The 19,317-nt window shown below is 74.2% G+C and carries 19 protein-coding genes; 4 read left to right on the top strand and 15 right to left on the bottom strand.

What is annotated here, in order from left to right; translation table 11 throughout:
• From OG852_RS12215 to OG852_RS12235, 5 genes are all read right to left on the bottom strand, one after another.
• The gene (locus OG852_RS12215; protein WP_133917810.1) at positions 1-930 is read right to left on the bottom strand and encodes a 3,4-dihydroxyphenylacetate 2,3-dioxygenase; all 930 of its coding nucleotides are present in this window, start codon (positions 928-930) and stop codon (positions 1-3) included.
• The gene (locus tag OG852_RS12220) at positions 923-2,383 is read right to left on the bottom strand and encodes an aldehyde dehydrogenase (RefSeq protein WP_330347936.1); all 1,461 of its coding nucleotides are present in this window, start codon (positions 2,381-2,383) and stop codon (positions 923-925) included. Before OG852_RS12220 ends, OG852_RS12215 begins: the two co-directional genes overlap by 8 nt.
• 96 nt (positions 2,384-2,479) lie before the next feature.
• Positions 2,480-3,292 carry an acetoacetate decarboxylase family protein gene (locus OG852_RS12225; protein ID WP_330347937.1) on the bottom strand — a complete coding sequence of 271 codons (813 nt, stop codon included), beginning with the start codon at positions 3,290-3,292 and terminating at the stop codon, positions 2,480-2,482.
• Between the two features lie 11 nt (positions 3,293-3,303).
• Positions 3,304-4,512 carry an NAD(P)/FAD-dependent oxidoreductase gene (locus OG852_RS12230; RefSeq protein ID WP_330347938.1) on the bottom strand — a complete coding sequence of 403 codons (1,209 nt, stop codon included), beginning with the start codon at positions 4,510-4,512 and terminating at the stop codon, positions 3,304-3,306.
• 5 nt (positions 4,513-4,517) lie between these two features.
• Positions 4,518-4,706 carry a ferredoxin gene (locus OG852_RS12235; protein ID WP_133918107.1) on the bottom strand — a complete coding sequence of 63 codons (189 nt, stop codon included), beginning with the start codon at positions 4,704-4,706 and terminating at the stop codon, positions 4,518-4,520.
• Between the two features lie 248 nt (positions 4,707-4,954).
• Here OG852_RS12235 and OG852_RS12240 point away from each other — a divergent pair, with 248 nt between their 5' ends.
• Both OG852_RS12240 and OG852_RS12245 read left to right on the top strand, forming a co-directional pair.
• Complete coding sequence (locus tag OG852_RS12240) at positions 4,955-6,310, top strand: glutamine synthetase family protein (protein ID WP_330347939.1); 1,356 nt, start codon at positions 4,955-4,957, stop codon at positions 6,308-6,310.
• Between the two features lie 32 nt (positions 6,311-6,342).
• Positions 6,343-7,626, top strand: coding sequence for a cytochrome P450 (locus tag OG852_RS12245; RefSeq protein WP_330347940.1), 1,284 nt, complete (start codon positions 6,343-6,345; stop codon positions 7,624-7,626).
• A 10-nt stretch (positions 7,627-7,636) separates the two neighbouring features.
• On the opposite strand, the gene OG852_RS12250 is transcribed toward OG852_RS12245, so the two are convergent.
• Entirely contained in the window at positions 7,637-8,443 is an 807-nt protein-coding gene (locus OG852_RS12250; protein ID WP_330347941.1) for a VOC family protein, read from the bottom strand.
• A 391-nt stretch (positions 8,444-8,834) separates the two neighbouring features.
• Between OG852_RS12250 and OG852_RS12255 the strand changes: the two genes are divergently transcribed.
• Positions 8,835-9,479 (top strand): precorrin-8X methylmutase, encoded by a 645-nt coding sequence (locus tag OG852_RS12255; protein ID WP_330347942.1) that lies wholly within the window; start codon positions 8,835-8,837, stop codon positions 9,477-9,479.
• Positions 9,480-9,526: 47 nt separating this feature from the next.
• On the opposite strand, the gene OG852_RS12260 is transcribed toward OG852_RS12255, so the two are convergent.
• From OG852_RS12260 to OG852_RS12275, 4 genes are read right to left on the bottom strand one after another with little or no spacing between them, the layout of a single operon-like run.
• Complete coding sequence (locus OG852_RS12260) at positions 9,527-10,282, bottom strand: cobalt-precorrin-6A reductase (RefSeq protein ID WP_330347943.1); 756 nt, start codon at positions 10,280-10,282, stop codon at positions 9,527-9,529.
• Between the two features lie 57 nt (positions 10,283-10,339).
• Positions 10,340-11,485 (bottom strand): M20/M25/M40 family metallo-hydrolase, encoded by a 1,146-nt coding sequence (locus OG852_RS12265; RefSeq protein ID WP_330347944.1) that lies wholly within the window; start codon positions 11,483-11,485, stop codon positions 10,340-10,342.
• Positions 11,421-11,852: a hypothetical protein gene (locus OG852_RS12270; protein WP_330347945.1), complete on the bottom strand. Its 432-nt coding sequence runs from the start codon at positions 11,850-11,852 to the stop codon at positions 11,421-11,423. Before OG852_RS12270 ends, OG852_RS12265 begins: the two co-directional genes overlap by 65 nt.
• The gene (locus tag OG852_RS12275; protein ID WP_133918095.1) at positions 11,849-12,970 is read right to left on the bottom strand and encodes a diaminopropionate ammonia-lyase; all 1,122 of its coding nucleotides are present in this window, start codon (positions 12,968-12,970) and stop codon (positions 11,849-11,851) included. The genes OG852_RS12270 and OG852_RS12275 overlap by 4 nt, the downstream gene beginning before the upstream one ends.
• Positions 12,971-13,067: 97 nt before the next feature.
• Between OG852_RS12275 and OG852_RS12280 the strand changes: the two genes are divergently transcribed.
• Positions 13,068-14,066 (top strand): LysR family transcriptional regulator, encoded by a 999-nt coding sequence (locus OG852_RS12280; protein WP_133918096.1) that lies wholly within the window; start codon positions 13,068-13,070, stop codon positions 14,064-14,066.
• 49 nt (positions 14,067-14,115) lie between these two features.
• Here OG852_RS12280 and OG852_RS12285 read toward each other — a convergent pair whose 3' ends face one another.
• From OG852_RS12285 to OG852_RS12305, 5 genes are all read right to left on the bottom strand, one after another.
• Positions 14,116-14,859 carry a YcnI family copper-binding membrane protein gene (locus tag OG852_RS12285; RefSeq protein ID WP_330347946.1) on the bottom strand — a complete coding sequence of 248 codons (744 nt, stop codon included), beginning with the start codon at positions 14,857-14,859 and terminating at the stop codon, positions 14,116-14,118.
• A gap of 86 nt (positions 14,860-14,945) precedes the next feature.
• Positions 14,946-15,533 carry a hypothetical protein gene (locus OG852_RS12290; RefSeq protein WP_133918098.1) on the bottom strand — a complete coding sequence of 196 codons (588 nt, stop codon included), beginning with the start codon at positions 15,531-15,533 and terminating at the stop codon, positions 14,946-14,948.
• 175 nt (positions 15,534-15,708) lie between these two features.
• On the bottom strand, positions 15,709-16,158 hold the full coding sequence (locus OG852_RS12295; protein WP_133918099.1) for a (2Fe-2S)-binding protein: 450 nt from the start codon (positions 16,156-16,158) through the stop codon (positions 15,709-15,711).
• 49 nt (positions 16,159-16,207) lie between these two features.
• Positions 16,208-18,283 (bottom strand): xanthine dehydrogenase family protein molybdopterin-binding subunit, encoded by a 2,076-nt coding sequence (locus OG852_RS12300; protein ID WP_133918108.1) that lies wholly within the window; start codon positions 18,281-18,283, stop codon positions 16,208-16,210.
• Positions 18,284-18,421: 138 nt separating this feature from the next.
• A complete protein-coding gene (locus OG852_RS12305; protein WP_330347947.1) occupies positions 18,422-19,315 on the bottom strand; it encodes an NADPH-dependent F420 reductase in 894 nt (297 codons plus the stop codon).
• Between the last annotated feature and the right edge of the window lie 2 nt (positions 19,316-19,317).

The following is a 19,317-nucleotide window of genomic DNA, read 5'->3' on the forward strand; positions in this document are numbered from 1 at the left end:
CTAGATACGGCGGTGAGGGGTGCGCTGGGTCTGCCGGGGTCCGCTGCCGGTCCAGCCGCCGGCCGGGCGGTCGAACCACAGGTGGACCTGGCCGGTGCCGACGGAGTTCTCGTACTCCCCGTACTGGCGGGCCCCGGCGGTGCAGGCCTGTTCGCCGAGGGCGCCGGCCATCATCAGGTAGTGGAAGAACCTCGCCTCGGGCTTGACCTTCCAGAACGCGTCCATGGTGTCGAGGACCTTGTCGTGGCGGCCCTCCTTGAACCAGGCGATCCGCTCGCGGTCGGCCTCGCGGGCCTCGGGCGTACGGATGTGCACCGGGTCGCTGGACTCGTGGTCGCGCAGCTCGCGCAGCGGCCAGAAGGTGTGCGAGAGGGCGCCCGAGGCGATCAGCAGGACCCGCCGCCCGGGGGTGGCCGCGATCCCGTCCGCCAGCGCCCGCCCCAGCCGCAGATGGTCCTCCATGTCACCCGTCTGGCAGACCCCGATGGTCACCCACCGCTTGTCCGGCAGCCCCTCCCCCAGGAACTTCCAGAGGTTGATGGTGGCGTAGTAGATCGGCAGGTACGCGTCCTCGATCGCGGTGATCCAGGTGCCGTGCCGGTCGGCGAACTTCTCGACGTTGCGGGCGAGTTCGGGGTCGCCGGGAAAGTCGTACGGCATCCGGCACATCCCCCGCGGCAGTTCCTCGGAGGTGAACAGCCCGGCCCGGCGCCGCTGGGCGGTGACGACGAACTCGACGGTCGTCGCCCAGTGCGAGTCGAGGACGACGACGGTGTCGTAGTCGTCGCGCTCGAAGACGTCCCTGCGCAGGTCCCGCAGGCCGGTGACGAGGGTGATCTCCTTGCCCTCGTTGAGCTCCAGCCGGTCAGCCTCGGGCAGCACGATGGTGGGCACATGGGCGAGCAGCCCCGCCCCGACGATCTCACCCACGGTCCGTCCACCCCTTCGGCGCGGTCACGGTGTTCCTCAGGTCGCAGTAGAAGTCGAAGCTCCAGGTGCCGCCCTCGCGTCCGACACCGGAGTGCCGGGAGCCGCCGAAGGGCGCCTGGAGGTCGCGGACGAAGAAGCAGTTGACCCAGACCGTGCCCGCGACAAGCCGGGCGCTCACCCGGTCGGCGCGCTCGCGGTCGCCGGTGACGAGGGTGGCGGCGAGCCCGAACCGGGTGTCGTTGGCGAGCCGCACCGCTTCCTCCTCGTCGGAGAAGGTCTGGAGCGTGAGGACGGGTCCGAAGACCTCCTCCTGCACGATCTCCGAGTCCTGGGCCACCCCGGTGAGCAGGGTCGGGGCGTAGAACTGGCCGTCCAGGCGGTGCCCGCCGATCACCGCGCGGGCACCGGCTGCGAGGGCCCGCCGCACGAACCCGTCGATCTTCTCCAGCTGACGCGGATGGATGTTCGGCCCGATGTCGGTGGCCTCGTCCCGGGGGTCTCCCTGGGTCAGGGCGGTGGCCTTGTCGACGAACCTGCGGGTGAACTCCTCGGCGACCGGCTCCTCGACGAGGAACCGGGTGGCGGCGAGGCAGACCTGCCCGGCGTTGTCGTACTGCTCGACGGCGAGTTCGACGGCGAGATCGAGATCGGCGTCGGCGAACACCAACAGGGGCGACTTGCCGCCGAGTTCGAGGCTCAGAGGCGTCAGATTCACGGCCGCCGACGCGGCGATCCGCCGGGCGGTGGGCACGGACCCGGTGAAGCTGATCCGGCGTACGTCCGGGTGCGAGGTGAGGGCGTCGCCGATCTCGGAGCCGTACCCCTGCACCACGTTGAGCACCCCGGCGGGCAGCCCGGCCTCGGCGGCGATGTCCGCGAGGAGGGAGGCGGTGAGCGGGGACCACTCGGCGGGCTTGAGGACGACCGTGTTGCCGGCGGCCAGCGCGGGCGCCACCTTCCAGGTGGCCAGCATCAGCGGCGCGTTCCACGGCGTGATCAGTACACACGGCCCCGCCGGGTCCCAGCTCACGTGGTTCGTGTGCCCGCGCGTGTCGAAGTCCTCGTGCCCCAGCGTCAGCAGCCGGTCGGCGAAGAACCGGAAGTTGTGGGCGACGCGGGGCATGACACCCCGACGGTGGGACCGCAGCAGCGCCCCGTTGTCGGTGGTCTCGACGACTGCGAGCTCCTCGAGCCGCTTCTCGACCCCGTCGGCGACGGCATGGAGAATGCGGGCCCGTTCGGCACGGGGGGTGGCGGCCCAGCCGGGAAAGGCGGCCTTGGCAGCGGCGACGGCGGCAGCGGCCTCGGTGGGCGTACCCCGGGAGATCTCGCCGAGAGCACTGCCGTCGATGGGCGAGTGATCGGTGAAGGTGTCACCGGAGGCGACCCGTTCGCCGCCGATCCAGTGCCGCGTGTCGACGGTGACACCGCCGATGACGATCTTGTCAGACATGAGAGGGGTTCCTTCTGTACGAGGGGAACTGCACCCGCCCAGGGGCGCGGGGAACTGCGCGGCCGGCCACGAACCACCCGCGGGTCGACGACGACATCACTCGGCACCGGCTCCCGACATACCGGACTCCAGCAAACGCCCGCCGTCCCACACCACCCCGACCTGCCGGTAGTACGCGGCGATCGGCTCCCGGATCTCCAGCCGCGCCAACTCCTCCGTCGGCGCCTCGAACAACTCCAGTTCCCCGTCGCCGACCCACGCCTGCCCGCCCTCGAAGGACGCCGCCCCGGACTCGATCAGCTCGTCCAGCGCCAGCCCCTTCCCCTTCTCGATGGAGGGCAGCCACCGGTGATGGGCCATCGGATGCCCGTTGACGAACCCGTTCGTCCCGGAGGGCTCCCGCAGGGTCACCACCGCCTGGGCCAGCCGCCGGTCGGCGGCGGCGAGGGTTGCGCCGAAGCGCGCCCCCGCCTCGATCCGCGGCGCGGGCCCGTAGGGATGCGGCCGCGTCTGGTGGATCGACCCGAGCTTCTTCGGATACCCCTGGTGCAGCCCCCGGGCGATCGCGAAGTCCTTGTCGACCCAGATGTACACGCACCGCGAATAGGTCTGCCCCCGGTACCGGCAGCGGACGACCGCGAACGCCTCCTTGTACTGGGCCAGCACCGGATCGAGCAGCTCCGCGCCGGACGCCGCACAGGACTGCCAGTCGGCCCAGATCAGCGCCACCGCGCCCGGGTCCTCCTCGGCCAACTCCAGCGGCTCGGGCAGCAGTTCACGCACGCGGGCGGGGTCCGTGCGGTACTCGACGGTCAGCAGGTCGCCGGAGTAGCGCCAGGGCGGGGACGGGATGAGCGACGAGGCGCCCGTCGCGGTCTTGGGGGAGAAGTAGCCACGGACAGCGGACATGACGGGGTTCCTTACACGGTGAGGGCGGGCTGCTGGAGCAACTGGGCGCGATACCGGGCGGCGCCGGCCGCGGCGGCCGGGCCGCCGAGGGCGACGACCCCGAGGAGCCGGTCGGCGCCGTGGTAGCCGACGACGACGTCACCGTCCGGATCGCCGTCCAGGACACGGATGTCACCGAGGCCCAGGAGGGGCGCCCCGAAGGACTGGAGGCGGAAGTCGTGCTGGTCGCTCCAGAAGGTGGGCAGCGGCGCGAACGGGGCCGGCTCGCGGTCCCGGCCGAGGAGGTGCGCGACGAGCGCTTTCGCCGCGTGCCTGGCGGTGTCGGCGGGGATCGACCAGTGCTCGACCCGGCGGGGTACGCCGTCGTAGCGGGCGTTGGGGAAGCGGGCCACGTCGCCGACCGCGACGACGTCCGGCCGGCCGCCGGCCCGCAGCGACTCGTCGGTGAGCACGCCGTCCGAGAGGTCGAGCCCGTTGCCCTCCAGCCATGCGACGTTGGCGACCGAGCCGACCGACTCCACGACCACGTCGGCCGCGAGGACCCGTCCGTCGGCGAGGACGACCCCGGTCACCCGGTCCTCCCCCGCGAATGCGGCGACGCCCGTGCCGAGCGCGAAGCGCACCCCGCGCTCCTCGTGGCGCCGCAGGAGGGCCCGGCCGAGCAGTTCCCCGAGCGGGCCGACGAGGGGCAGCGGCAGCGGATCGACGACCGTCACCTCACGGACGCCGAGTCCCACGGCGGTGGCGGCCACCTCGCAACCGATGAAACCGGCGCCCACCACGACGACCCGGACGCCGGGGCGGGTCAGCGCCTCGCGCAGTCCCCGGGCGTCGGCGAGGGTGCGGACCGTGTGACGGCCGGTGAGCGGGCCGGGGCAGCGCAGCCGGCGGGGGCTCATGCCGGTGGCGACGACGAGACCGTCGTAGGCGAGCGTCGAGCCGTCGTCGAGGGTGACGGTCCGTTCGTCGAGGCGGGCGCCGACGGCCTTCGTGCCGAGCCGCCACTCCACGTCGGCGGCGGCCGCCTTAGGGGTGAAGGCGAGGGACTCGAAGGGGGCCTTGCCGGCCAGGACCTCCTTGGACAGCGGGGGCCGGTTGTAGGGCATGTGCGGTTCGTCGCCGACAACGGTGACGGCCCCGGTCCAGCCCGCCGCGCGGAGCTGTTCGGCGGCGCGCAGGCCGCCCATCGAGGCGCCCGCGACGAGTACGCGTCCGGTCATGGCGGTCAGCCCTCGATCCGGATGGCCTGCAACGGGCACACGTCGGCGGCCTCCTCGACCTCGTCGCGCAGCGCGTCGTCGGGGTCGGGGACGTAGGCCAGGCGCCCGCCGTCGTCCAGCGAGAACACGTCGGGGGCCGCGAAGACGCACTGGCCGTGGTCCTGGCACTTGTTCATGTCGACGACGACCTTCATGGCCGGTCCTCCGCTCTCGACTCGCTTCATGACGCGTTCGGCCTCACTCGCTCGGCCTCACTCGTTCGACTCATTCGTTTGGCTTCAAACAACATAGGAAGCCGCCTCACCCTGGTCAATACCTGTCCAGGTGGATAAATTTTTGGGGCCACCCTCTTGCAGGGGACGCCACCGCTCCATACCGTTCGGGACCAAACGACTTTCCAGGAAGTCCCCGCCGTCCCGCCCTTCCGCTCAAGGAGACTTCGGTGAGCGCATCAGACATCCCCGACATCCGCCGGCACATGGAGCGGCTCGCCGCCGAGGGCGTCGACGTGGTGCGGGTGATCTACCCCGACCTCATCGGCACGGACCGGGCCCGGGACGTCCTGCTGGACCATCTGCCCGCGGCCTGCGCCCACGGCCTGGCGTTCTGCCGCGCCGTCTACCACACCTCGCCCCAGGGGGACGTCGTCCCGGTCGCGGGCGGCCTCGACGCCGGTCTGCCCGACGTCTGCGTCCGCCCCGACCTGTCCACGCTGACCCCGCTCCCCTGGGAGCCCGGCGTCGCGGTCTGTCTCGGCGAGGTCACCGATCCGACGACCTCCGCCCCCGCCCCCGAGTCACCCCGGGACCTGCTGCGGGCCGTCCTGGCCCACTGCGCCGAGCAGGGCCTCGGCCCGGTCGTCGGCCCCGAGCTGGAGTACTTCCTGCTGGAGCCCGCCCCCGGCTCCCCCACCGGCTGGCGCCGCTCACCGGAGACGACCGGCGCCGTCTACACCGCCGGTCTGCGCGCCGACCCCGACAACCATCTGCTGCGCACCCTGCGCCTGCTGCGCGACCTGAGGATCGGGGTCACGAACGGCAACCACGAGTTCGACGGCGGCCAGTACGAGATCAATCTGACCCACTCCGACGCCCTCGACGCCGCCGACCGCGCCTTCCGCTTCAAGGCCGCCGTGAAGGAACTGGCCCGGCGGGAGGGCCGGCTCGCCACCTTCATGGCCAAGCCGTTCGGTGACGCGGGCGGCTCCGGGTTCCACCTCCATCTGTCCTGCGAGGACGCCCGGGGGGCGAACGCCTTCGACGACCCGGCCGGCGCGTACGGTCTGTCGGCCACCGCCCGGCACGCCGTCGCGGGTGTCCTCGCCCACGCCCCCGCGCTCGCGGCGCTGGCCAACCCGACCGTGAACTCGTACAAACGCTTCGGCCCGGACACCCTCGCGCCCTGGCTGATCGACTGGGGTCTGGACAACCGCAGCGCCATGCTGCGGATCCCGCCGGAGCGCGGTGCGGGCGCCCGGCTGGAGCTGCGGCTCGGCGACGCGAGCGCCAACCCGTATCTGCTGATCGCGGGCGCGGTCGCGGCCGCCCTGCTCGGGGTCCGGGCCGGCGAGGAGCCCCCGGCACCGCTGGAGGGCTACGGCTACGACACCGCCCGCTCCGCCCTGCTGCCGCCCACCCTGTCCGCCGCGCTCGACGCGCTGGAGGCGGACACCGCCCTGACCGACCTGCTCGGCAAGGACTTCACCACCGCGTTCCTCACCTACAAGCGGGACGAGGTCGCACGCTTCCAACGGCATGTCACCGACTGGGAGTTCACCGAGTACGCCTACCACCTGTGACCCCTACCCCCCGTGACCCCGAGGACCTTTCGATGACCGAGATCCTGACCCCCGCCGTGCACGAGCCGCTGCCGCTGGCGGACGTGAACCTCGCCGACCTCGACCGCTTCACCGACGGCGTCACCCCGTGGCGGATGTTCCACACCCTGCGCCACGAGGACCCGGTGCACTGGCAGCCCGAGGAGGCCCCCAACTCCGGTTTCTGGGCGGTGACCCGGCACGCCGACATCGCCCGCGTCGACCGGGACGCGGAGACCTTCACCTCCACCCGGTTCGTCAACCTCGAGGAGGTCGACGACGACCAGATCAAGAAGCGCGCCTCCATCCTGGAACTGGACGGGGTACGGCACCGGGCGCTGCGCGGCGTGATCCAGCGCCAGTTCGGGGCGAGCGTGATCAACGGCTACGGCGACTTCCTGCGCGGGCTGACCGCGAAGACCCTCGACGCCGCGCTCGCCAAGGGCACCTTCGACTTCGTCGCCGACGTCTCCGCCGACTTCCCGATCAACGTGCTGGCCCGGCTGCTCGACGTACCGCCGGAGGACAACCGGAGACTCATCGACTGGGGCAACCGGATCATCGGCAACACCGACCCCGACTACGCGGACGTGCTGCTGCACAGCGCGGAGAGCGAGAAGTACCGCGATCTGCCGTTCCGCTCCCCCGCCTCGATCGAGGTCTTCGAGTACGGCCGTGAGCTGGCCCGGCAGCGGCGCGGCGGCGACGGCAGCGACCTGGTGTCCAAGCTGGTCAACACCACGCCGAGGGACGGGGTGCCGCTGTCGCCGCAGGACTTCGACAACTACTTCCTGCTGCTGGTCGTCGCCGGCAACGAGACCACCCGGCACACCATCTCCCACTCCATGCTGGCCCTGCTCCAGCACCCCGAGCAGCTGGCCCGGCTGAAGGACGACCCGTCGCTGATCCCGACGGCGGTCGAGGAGTTCCTGCGCTGGGCGTCCCCCGTCTACCACTTCCGCCGCACCGCGACCCGGGACGTCGAGCTCGGCGGCAAGCGGGTCAGGGAGGGCGACAAGGTCGTCATGTGGTACGCCTCCGGCAACCGGGACGAGGAGGTGTTCGGCAACCCGTACGACTTCGACGTCACCCGGCGGCACAACGACCACGTCACCTTCGGCAAGGGCAGCCCGCACCTGTGCCTGGGCAACCTGCTGGCCCGCACCGAGATCCGCATCATGTTCGAGGAGCTGATCCCGCGCCTCGCCGGCATCAGGCTGGCCGGTGACGTGCCGCGCGTGCGCTCCAACTTCGTCAACGGCATCAAGAGGCTGCCGGTGGAGGTGACGCTCGCCTGACGCCGGGCGTTCAGTCGCGGGAGGGCGTGAGGACCACGAAGTCCGCGTTCGACGGGTCGACGCAGACCGCGAGACGGCCCACGCCCTCCGCGTCCACCGGGCCCATCTGCACCCTGCCGCCGTGGCCGGTCACCTCGGCGACGGCGGCGTCGCAGTCGGCGACGGCGAAGACCGGGTGCCAGTAGGGCCGTCCGTCCGCGAGGGAGAGGTCCTGCTCACGGACCTCCATCAGCCCGCCCTGCATCCGTTCCTCGGGCTGCCCCTCGGGCGTGATGAGGGTGTACGTGCCGCCGCCGCCCGGCATCTCCATGTCGCCGAAGCGCCAGCCGAGGACTCCGCCGTAGAACTCCTTGGCGGCCCGGGCGTCGGTCGTGTACAGCTCGGTCCAGGACAGCGAGCCCGGCTCCTCCACCAGCTCGAAGCCCGCCTCGCTGCCCGGCTGCCAGACGGCGAACTGACCGCCCTGGGGGTCGCTGTACTGCGCCATCCGCCCCCATTCGCCGAGGTCACGGGGCTCCACCCGCACCGTGCCGCCCGCGCGCCGGACGGCCTCGGTCGTGGCGTCCGCGTCGGCGACGTCGTAGTAGATCATCCAGGCGGAACGCGCGCCCTGTTCGGTCAGGGTGCCGAGTCCGGCGACGGTCCTGCCGTCCTTCCTGAACATGCCGCCTTCGCCTTCCATGTCCGCCCCCTCGCCGCTCATGGGCTCGTACTCCCAGCCGAGCACGGCGCCGTAGAAGTCCGCGGCGGTCCGCACGTCGGGGGCGCCGAGGTCGAGCCAGCAGGGGGCACCGGGAGTGAGGTCGGTGGTGATCACGGGGATTCCCTTCCGCAGGTCCTGGTCCCTTCAGCCTGACACCGGGCGCACACCGCCGCGCGTCGGCCGGGCCGGCTCCCGGGCGGGGTCGGGCTGCGGGGACCGGTCCGTGTCAGCGGGTTCGGCCCGGACCGTCCTGCCGTGCCGGGCGTGGCGGGTGCCCCGGTGGTCGGCGGGCCGGGCGCCCAGGTGCAGACCGCGCCCCGCCCTCGTCGTCGGCCCGGGCACGGCGCCGGCGGGGCATGGTCGTCGCCTCGTTCGAGGCCGGCCAGGGCGCCGACGAGATGCTCGGTGAGCTTCCGCGAGGGCATGCGGGCGAGGGTCCGCACCGCCGGGGCACCCGGGCACCTTCCCCCGGGACGCGTCAGGTGCCCTGGGTATGCTCGCCGCCATGCCGAACAGCGTGACCAGCTACGACTACGAGAAGGACGGCGCGGCCATCTACCGCCAGTCCTTCGCCACCATCCGCGCGGAGGCCGACCTCACGGGGCTGCCCGCCGATGTCGGGCAGGTCGCGGTCCGGATGATCCACGCCTGCGGGATGGTCGACCTCGTGCGGGACCTGGCCCACACGCCGGGGGTCGTGGCCCGGGCCCGGGAGGCCCTGCGGGGCGGCGCGCCCGTGCTGTGCGACGTCCGGATGGTGGCCAGCGGAGTGACCCGCGGGCGGCTGCCCGCCGACAACGAGGTGCTGTGCACCTTGTCGGACCCGGCCGTCCCGGAGCTGGCCACCCGGCTGGGGACGACCCGCAGCGCCGCCGCGCTGGAGCTGTGGCGGGACCGGCTGGAGGGCGCGGTCGTCGCCGTCGGCAACGCGCCCACCGCCCTGTTCCGTCTCCTGGAGATGATCGAGGCGGGCGCGCCCCGTCCGGCCGCCGTGATCGGCGCCCCGGTCGGTTTCGTCGGCGCCGCGGAGTCCAAGGAGGCGCTGGCCGCCAACGCCTACGGACTGGAGTACCTGGTGGTGCGGGGCCGCCGCGGGGGCAGCGCGATCGCCGCGGCGGCGGTCAACGCGATCGCCAGCGAGAAGGAGTGAGCGCACCGCCCATCCGGTGAGGGGCACGGGTCCGCGCCCCTGCGGCGTCAGCGGGCGGGACCGCGGCCCCGCTGCTCGGTGACCCACTGCGCCGCGCCTTCGGGAGTGGGGGTGACGGGGACGCCCTCGGGGGGCGCTGGCCGGCGGATCACGACCACCGGGAGGCCCGCCTCGCGGGCGGCCGTCAGTTTCGGCGCGGTGGCGGCTCCCCCGCTGTCCTTGGTCACCAGGACGTCGACGCCATGCCGGCGCAGCAGCTCGCGCTCCCCGTCGAGGGTGAACGGGCCCCGGTCGAGCAGGATCCGCGCACGGGCGGGACACGGGCCCTCGGGCGGGTCGACGGACCGGACGAGGAACCACAGGTCGTCCAGTTCCGCGAACGCGGCCAGTCCCATGCGGCCCGTGGTGAGGAACACCCGGCGCCCCAGCGCGGGCAGCAGCGCCGCGGCCTCCTCGGCCGAGCCGGCCCCGTGCCAGTCGTCCCCCTCCCCCGGCCTCCAGCCGGGGCGCCGCAGCGCCAGCAGGGGGACGCGGGCGGTGGCGGCGGCCCGGGCCGCGTGCCGGCTCATCGTCCCGGCGAACGGGTGGGTGGCGTCGACGACCACGCCGACCCGCCGCTCGCGCAGCCACGCCGTGAGGGCCTCGGCGCCGCCGAAGCCGCCGACGCGGACCTCCCCCGGGGGCAGCCGGGGGCTCGCGACCCGTCCGGCGAGGGAGGTGGTCACCACCAGGCCCGGCGTGCCGTGGAGCAGTTCGGCGAGCCGGCGGGCCTCCGTCGTCCCGCCGAGGATCAGCACGTGCATGGGGTCGGGGGTCCGTTCGTGGAGGGCGGTCGCGGGCCCCCACTCAAGCACACCGGCTCAGGAGCAGAAGTCGGCGACGGTGGCCGTGAGGATGTCGGTGAGGCGGTCCAGGGACGCGAGGTCGACGTACTCGGTGGCGGCGTGGGCGCCTTCGCCGTCGACGCCGAAGAGGAGGCAGGGGATGCCGGCGCGGTCGAGGAGGGCGCAGTCGGTCCAGAAGGGTTCCGCGCGGACGGCGGGCGGCCGGCCGAGGGCCCGCGTGGCGTGGCGGGTGAGGGTCCGTACGATCGGCGCGTCGGCGTCGGCCGCGAACGGTGCGCGGTGCAGACCGGGCGTCAGCCGGTACCGGAAGTCGGGCACCGTGGCCGCGAGACGGCCGAGTACGGCGGTCAGCTCGCGCCCCGCGCTGTCCGCGCTCTCGCCGGGGACCGTCCTGCGCTCCAGGGTGATCCGGCAGTGCGCGGGGTAGGTGGAGGGCTCCTCGCCGCCGTGGACGAGGGAGGCGTGCACGGTCCCCGTGCCGAGGAGGGGGTGGGCGGGTCCCCGCGCGAGCCGCTGTCCGAGCTCCTCCAGGGCCACCAGGAAGTGCCCCGCCCTGACGATGGCGTCGATGCCGAGGTCGGGCCGGGAGCCGTGCGCGGCGCGGCCCTCGATCTCCACGTCGAACCAGGCGAACCCCTTGTGGGCGAGGGTGAGTTCGAGACGGCTCGGCTCGGTGACGATCGCCGCGTCGGCCGTGAAGGACTCCAGCACCTCCTCGGTGCCGCAGCTGCCGTGCTCCTCGTCGGCGACACAGGCGAGGAGCACATCGCCGCGCAGGGGCCCGTGCGCGGTGGCGCGGGCGGCGGCGACCATCATGGCGGCGATGCCGCCCTTCATGTCGAAGGTGCCGCGGCCGTACATCCTGCCGTCGTGGATCCGGGGGTCGAGGGGATCGCCGTCGTAGCCGGCGAGGCCGACCGTGTCGAGGTGGCCGTTGAGCATGAGGGACCGGCCGCCGCCGGTGCCGCGGGCGACGGCGACGAGCGAGGGACGGCCGGGGCGCCGCTCCAGGCGGTGCACCTCGAAGCCGCGGTCGGCGAGCCACCGGCCGCAGAGGTCGGCGACGGCGCTCTCGCCGGCGCCGCCGGCCACCAGGTCAGGATTGACGGAGTCGAGGGAGACGAGCCGGGCGAGCAGGCCGGCGGGGGTGTCGTCGAGCATGGGGGCCTCCGTGTTCGTTCAGGGTCCGCACCGCCTCGATGCCGCCCAGGACGCCGAGGCAGCCGTCGAACGCCCCGGCGGTGGCGACGCCGTCGATGTGCGAGCCGGTCAGGACGGGGGCCGCGGTGGGGTCGGTGCCCTCGCGGCGGCCGTGGATGTTGCCCATCCGGTCGACGCGGACCGTCAGCCCGGCCTCCTGCATCCAGGCGACGACCCGACGGCGGGCGGCCGCGTCGGCGTCGGTGAGCGCGAGACGGTTGACGCCGCGCAGTCCGGTGCGCTCGTCGTCGTACGCGCCGATCTCGGCGAGGTCCATCAGGGACCGCCACGGACGGGCGCCGTCGACGGTGATCGCCGGGGCGCTCATACCGGGTCTGCAGGGGTGGTGGCGTGCGGGTTGGCGGCCGAGCCCTCGGTGCTCAGCAGGACGACCACCGAGGTCGCGTCGAGTCCCAGGGCGCCACGGCGTTCGTCGGCGCCGTCGCCCGTGAGGGCCGCGCGCAGAGCGGCGAGCGGGGCGGCGCCGCAGGGGCCCGATGACACCCCGAGCGCGGCGAGGTCGGCGGCGGCGCGGGCGCTGTCCGCGTCGGCCACGGCGACCGCGGCGTCCAGGCCGCCGTACAGGTGGGGCCAGGCGAGGCCGGAGGGGGTGCCGCAGTTGAGCCCGGCCATCGTGGTGTCGCCGGTGGGGACGGTGACGGGTGCGCCGAGGGCGAGGCCGGTGAGGACACAGGCCGCGGTCCGAGGCTCCACCGACAGCAGCGCCGGGGCCGCCGGACCGGGGGCGGGGCGGCTGCGGTAGTGGGTGACGACGGCCTGGGCCAGGGAGCCCACGCCCACCGGTACGACGACGAGGCCGGGGCCCCCGGCTCCCGCCGCCGCGAGTTGTTCGTCGATCTCGGCGCAGAGGGTGGAGTAGCCCTCGACGATCCAGCCCGGGATCCGCTCGTAGCCCGGCCAGCCCGTGTCCTGCACGAGGACCGCGTCGGGGGCGTCGGCCTCCCGCGTCGCCCGCCGTACGGCGTCGTCGTACGGCCCCGCCACCGCGGTGACCTCGGCGCCCTCGGCGGCGATCGCCGCCACGGCCCCGGGGTGCACGCCCCGCGGCACGAAGACGCGCGCTCTCTGGCCGAGGAGGCGGGCGGTGCGGGCCACGGCGCGGCCGTGGTTGCCGTCGGTGGCGGCCACCAGGGTGAGCGGGCCGGCCGGGGCGCGCTCGGCGAGGATGCGGTGGACGGCCCAGGAGGCGCCGAGCGCCTTGAACGCGGGCAGGCCGAGCCGGTTCGACTCGTCCTTGACGAAGACCCGGCCGACCCCGGACTCGGCGGCGAGCTCGGGGAGTTCGGTCAGCGGGGTGGGGGCGTAGCCGGGGAGCGCGGTGTGGAAGGCGCGCACCTCGGCGGGGGCGGGGTCGCACCGCCAGGCACGGGCGCCGGGGCGGGCGAGCCAGCGAGGCGCGGGGAGGGAGGAAGGGTTCTCGGGCACCTGTTCAGGGTCGGACCGGCGGCCATGATCGGTCCAGCGAATGTTTCCGACCTATACTCATCGGAAAAGCCAACCGTTGGCCGGGAGCCGTGCCCGCATGTTCGACCTGCACCGACTGCGTCTGCTGCGCGAGCTGAAGCACCGCGGCACGCTCGCGGCCGTGGCCGCCGCCCTGTCGTACGCCCCGTCCTCCGTCTCCCAGCAGCTCTCCCAGCTCGAGGCCGAGGTCGGCGTCCCGCTGCTGGAACCGGTCGGCCGACGGGTGCGGCTGACCGAGCAGGCCGAGATCCTCGTCGCGCACACCGAGGCGGTGCTCGCCCGTCTGGAGCGCGCGGAGGCGGACATCGCGGCCTCCCTGACCGAACTGACGGGCACCGTGCGCATCGCCGCGTTCCAGACGGCCGCCCTCGCCCTGGTCCCGGCCGCGCTCGGTCTGCTGCGCGAGCGGCATCCCGGGCTGCGGGTCCATGTCACGCAGTGGGAGCCGGAGAAGGCGCTGCCCGCGCTGCAGGCCCGCGACTTCGACCTGGTCCTCGCCGAGGAGTACCCCGACAGCCCGAGCCCCCGACTCGCCGGCCTCGAACACGAGCCCCTGCTCACCGACCCCCTCCGCCTCGCGGCCCCGACGCAGGGCACCGGCCCGGACACGGGCGCTCCCGCCGCGCCGGGGCCGGACGGCACCCGCGGCACCGACGGTGCCGTCCCACCGGTTCCGGACGGCTCGCCCGGCGGTGGGGCGTCGGCGGTTCTGCGCGCTCTCGCCGGGCGGCCCTGGGTGATGGAGCCGGAGGACACACCCGCCCGGCGCTGGGCGGTGTCCCTGTGCCGGGACGCCGGCTTCGAACCCGACGTGCGGTTCGAGACCACCGACCTCCTGCTCCACCTCCGTCTCGTCGAACAGGGCCACGCGGCGGCCTTCCTGCCCGACCTCGTCTGGAGCGGCCGCGCCCCGACCGTCCCCCTGCACCCCCTCCCCCCGGGCCGCGGCACCCGCCGCATCCTCACGGTCGTACGCCAGGGCCGCGCCCAGCACCCCGCGGTCCGGGCCTGCCGCACCGCCCTCCGCGAGGCGGTCACCCTGAACACCGGCCCCTGACCGCCCCGCCGCCGGGGGTGCCGACGGCGGGTCGGCAGGGTGCGCGGCGCTACTCGCCGCGTGAGCGGTCGGCGCGGGTGCGGGTGAGCGCGAAGGCCGCCGCGGCGAGGCCCAGGACGCCGGTGGCCAGACCGGCGGCGGCGAGGGAGCGGGCCGTCGCGTCGCTGTCGGAGGCGGAGGCGGAGGCGGTGGCGCTCTTCGGGGTCGCCGACGCGGTGGTGTCGGTGTCCTCCTTGTCCGCCGTGTCCTTGGCGGTGAGCTCGACGACGGGGGCCGGGTTCTCCGGTTCCTCGTCGCCGGGGGCCGCCTCCTCGATCCAGCGGACGGTCTTGCCGTCGGAGTAGGTCTGCAGGGCCTTGAAGGCGAGCCGGTCGGTGTCGTCGGGGAGCTGCCCGAAGGCGACGTCGAAGTCCTCGTACTGCCCGGCGGTGATGGTGCCGCCGGTCCAGGTGATCTCGGACACGGCCTCGGTGATGGTGCCGTCGTCCGTCTTGACGGGCGTCTTCAGCCTGGTGGTCGTCACCTTGGCGGTCCACCCGTCCCGGGGCGAGACGAGGACGCCGAGGAGGGGGTGGTCGGTCGGCAGGAAGATCTGCACCTTGGTCGTGGCGGCCGTGTCCTCCTCGTCGGGGACACGGAAGGTCAGCTGCCCGTCCGTCGCCCCCTTGGCGTAGCTCTCGGGGTGGACGGTGACATGCGCGAAGGCGGCACCGGCGGTGCCGAGGATCCCGGCGGCGGCGAGGGCGGCGACGACGCCGGCCCGGCGCAGGGCGGTGGTGCGGGTCGTGGACATGGGTGAGTGGCTCTCCGTACTGGGATGTCGGGTCCGGACCCGGCCGGGGTGCCGTGTCCGTCCCCGCAGGGGTGGTCGTCCGGTTCTCAGATCGCGTACGACGACCCCGCCGGCGGCCCGCGCCGGTGCACGGCGTACCGCAGCAGCGTCTGGCGCGGCGCCCCCGTGCCCCTGTCGCCCGGCCGTCCGGGACGCGGCACGGCCGGCGCGGTCCGCGCCCCCCGCGCCACCTGCCACCAGGCGACGAGCCCGGGCACGAGGGCGACGGCCCAGCGCAGCAGCGACCACAGGGCGGCCTCGCCGCGCCGCAGCCACCAGGTCAGCACCAGCGCCGCGCCGAGATGGGCGACGGTGGCGTGCGGGCTGTGCGGGTGCGCGGCGGAGGGGGACATCCGCATGCCGTGCATGACCGTCACGGCGTGCGGCCGAGCGGCGGCGAAGGCGAGGTGCAGCCCGCCCTGGGACACGAGCGTGCCGCCTCCGATGCCGGCCAGCGACCGCTCCCGGCCGCCCAGCAGACAGCCGGCCGCGAAGAGCGCGAGAGCCCCCGCGACCTGTGTCCGCACCGGCGGCGCGGCGCCGGTGGCCAGCACATGACCGCCGGCCGCGAGCAGCACGCAGAGCACGGCGAAGACCGCCGCCCGCAGGCCTCGCACCGCCGGGGACACGCTCACGTCGCCCGATGCTGCCACGCCGCCGAAGCGCCGCACGCCGCGCCCCTGCCCGAACCCCACCGCCCACGTCCTCCGCCCGGCCGGTCCTGCCTCCGCCGCCGCCTCTTCCTCCTTACGAGTCGGGCGCGGACCCCGTTCAGTTCCCGCGTCCGTCGACCGGGACCGTCCGCTCCCCCTACCGGGACGCCTTCTTGATCGCCTCGCGGATACGGGGGTACGTGCCGCAGCGGCACACGTTCTCGATGCGGTCGATGTCGGCGTCGGTCGGCCGGGCCGTCCGCTTCAGCAGGGCCGCAGCGGCCATGATCTGGCCGGGCTGGCAGAAGCCGCACTGCGCCACGTCGCACTCCAGCCAGGCCTGCTGCACCGGGTGCAGCCGGTCGCCGTCGGCCAGTCCCTCGATGGTGGTGACCTCACGGTCGACGCAGTCGGCGACCGGGACGACACAGGGCTGGACCTCCTCGCCGTCGAGATGGCTCGTACAGGCACGGCAGACGCCGACCCCGCAGCCGTACTTGGGCCCGGTGACGTTCAGCAGGTCCCGCAGCACCCACAGCAGCGGCATGTCGGCGGGCGCCTCGACGGTGACCGGCTTTCCGTTGAGGACGAAGGAGTAGGACGGCATCGGCACCTTCCGGGAAGGGTCGGGGGCGGGAGGTCGGGGGTTCGGGTGTTCAGAAGTTCAGGGGGAAGCGGCGCGGCCGGGTGCCCGTCGCCCGGGCGTATGCGTTGGCGACCGCGCCGGCCGCCGCCGGGACGCCGAGTTCGCCCGCGCCGCCCGGTTCGCCGCGCGAGGGCATGATGTGCGCCTCGAAGCGCAGCGGTGCGTCGCCTTGGCGGGCGTAGCGGAAGTCGGCGTAGCTGCCCTCGCGGACGGCGCCCCGGTCGATGTGCAGCCCGGCCGTCAGGACGGTGGAGATGCCGTCGATCGCGGTGCCCATGAGCTGCGCCTGGAGCCCGCGCGGGTTGACGGCGGTGCCGACGTCGGCGGCCATCACCACGCGGGTCACCCGCGGCTTCCCCGGGTCGGTGGCGTCGATCTCGGCCAGGCAGGCCACGCAGGAGCCGTACTCCTCGTGGACGGCGACTCCCTGTCCGTGCCCGGGCGGCAGGGCGCGCCCCCAGTGCCCGGCGGCCGCCGCCTTGTCGAGGACGGCCCGCACGGCCTTGCTGCGCAGCGTCGTACGGCGGAAGGCGACCGGGTCCTTGCCGAGGCGTGCGGCGATCTCGTCGACGACGATCTCCTCCGCCGTCCGCGAGGTCCCGGAGTCCACCGAGCGCCAGGCGCCGAGCGGGATCCTCGCGAGGTCGACCGAGCCGTAGTCCCCGGACAGGCGGCCGAAGTTGTACAGACCGCTGTCGCTGGGCAGCGGTCCGGCCGCCGCCGAGAAGGACGCCGGGCGGACGGCGCCCTTGTCCTCGTAGCCCTCGCCGACCGAGGCCATGGCGTGGGCGAAGGCCACCACCCGGCCGCCCGCGAGGCTGGCGCGGATGCGGTGGTGGCCGGCCGGGCGCATCCGGCCGTGCCGGAGGTCGTCGGCGCGGCTCCACATCAGCTTGACCGGGCGTCCCGCCGCCTTCGAGATGAGCGCCGCCTCCAGGGCGGCGTCGGAGTTCAGCCGCCGGCCGAACGAGCCGCCGCCGCGCATCACATGGACCTTCACTTTCGCGGCGGGCAGTCCGACCGCGGCGGCGATGGTGTCGCGGGCGTCCATGGGGGTCTGGGAGGAGAACCAGATCTCGGCCCGGGTGGCGCGGACGTCCGCGACCGCGGTCAGCACCTCCATCGGCGCATGGCTGACGAACGCGAACTCGAACTCGCCCTCCACCTGCGACGATCCGCGCGGCGGGGTGCCGAGGCGGGGTACGGCGGCCCGCAGCCGCCGTCGGATGTCGGCGTCGGACAGGGCCGCGAGCGGGCCCGGCGCCCAGGTGATCTTCAGCGCGTCGCGGGCCCGGAAGGCGTGGTGGAAGGTCTCCGCCACGACCGCGACCCCGCCCTCGACCTTCACCACGGCGTGCACGCCGGGCATCGCCCGTGCCGCGCCGTCGTCGAGGGAGACCACCTTGCCGCCGAGCGTGGGCGGGCGCGCCACCACCGTCGGCCGGGCCCCGGCCACCGTGAGGTCCCCGGCGTAGCGGGCCTTGCCGGTGACGATGTCGCGGGCGTCGATCCGGGTCGTGGGCCGCCCGATCACCTTGTGCTTCGAGGCCGGCTTGGGCTTGGCGGAGACGGCGGGCACCCGGATCGCGGCGGCGTACCCGGTGAGGTAGCCGAAGGTGGCCGAGCGTCCGTCGGGTGCGTACACCTTGGTGTCCTCGGTGCGCAGGGCGCGCGCCGGGACGTGCCAGAGCCGGGCCGCCGCGGTGACGAGCCTGGCGCGCGCGGTGGCGGCCAGCTCGCGGGCGGGGCCGTACAGCGAGCGGACCGAGCTGGAGCCGCCCGTGTACTGGTTGCCCTTGGTGCGGGCGTCGGCGAGGGGGATGTCGATGTCGGCGAGCCGGGCGTCGAGCTCCTCGGCGATCATCATCGCGACGGCGGTGGTCACGCCCTGGCCGACCTCGACGCGCGGCAGCCGTACGACGATCCGGTTGGCCGCGGTGACCTCGAGGACGAGCATCTCCTCGTCGGTGCCGGTCACGAGCACGTCGGAGGACCGGCGGGCGGGCTCGGCGCCCTCGGCGTGCGAGGTGTCGCAGGCGAGGGGCGCCGCGACGGTGAGGGTGGAGGCCGCGAGGGTGTAGACCATGAACCGGCGGCGGGACAGCTGACGGGCCAACGGGCGCTCCTGTTCCAGGTTCCGTGGGGGTTCGACTCCTAGGAGGGGCCGAACCGCCGCGAGGTTGCCTGCGGAGGCCGAACACCTGCCCGCCGTACGGTTTTCGGGCTACCGGGCGGAGGCGGGGGTGGCGCCGCCCGCCGGTACCGGGACGGCCGCGGCGGCCAGTTCCCGGACCCGGGCGGTGGGCACCGGGACGCCCGGAGCCTGGAAGAACCAGCGTGCGCGTTCCTCGGCGTCGGTGCGGCCCTCGGGCCGGGGGCCCAGGTAGGGCTGGACGTGGACGGGGGTGTTGGGTCCGATGCGCCAGCTGTCCGCGAGCGTGCCGATGTCGGCCGTGTCGTAGCCGATGACGTCCAGGAAGCCGGTCACCTCGGCCTTCGCCGCGGGGTCGTCGCCGGCGACGGCCAGGGCGCTGCGGTCGGGGGCGCCGGCGGGCCGGGCCAGGGTGAACAGGCGCAGGAAGTCGACGTTGGCGAACGTCTTGACGACCCGGGAGCCGGCCAGGTGCCGCTGGACGAGCCCGCTGGAGGTCAGCGGTCCCTCGTCCAGTTCCTCGATGGCGCCGTCGCGGTAGGGGTAGTAGACCATCGTGTCGATCACGGTCCGCCCGGCGAGGGCGTCCGCCGGGAGCCGCTCGTACGCCGCCAGCGGCACGCTCGCCACCACCAGGTCCGCCGCCCGGGCGGCCTCCTCGGGAGTGGCGGCGCGGGCGCGCGGGCCGAGTTCCCCTACGAGCGGGGCGAGCGACTCGGGCCCGCGGGAGTTGCTCAGGACGACGTCCAGGCCGGCGGCGACGGCGAGCCGGGCCACCGCACCGCCTATGTGACCGCTGCCGATGAGTCCGACGGTCTTGGTCATGCGATCTCCTCTGGATCTCCTCCGGCGGATCTCCCCCCGGACGGTACTTACGAAAGTACAGTACTTACTATCGATAAGTACACGGCTCACAGCACACAGCACACAGCACCCGGCACCCGGCCCTCCGGGGGCACTTAGCATGG

The sequence above is a fragment of the Streptomyces sp. NBC_00582 genome, from assembly GCF_036345155.1.
Taxonomy (GTDB): domain Bacteria; phylum Actinomycetota; class Actinomycetes; order Streptomycetales; family Streptomycetaceae; genus Streptomyces.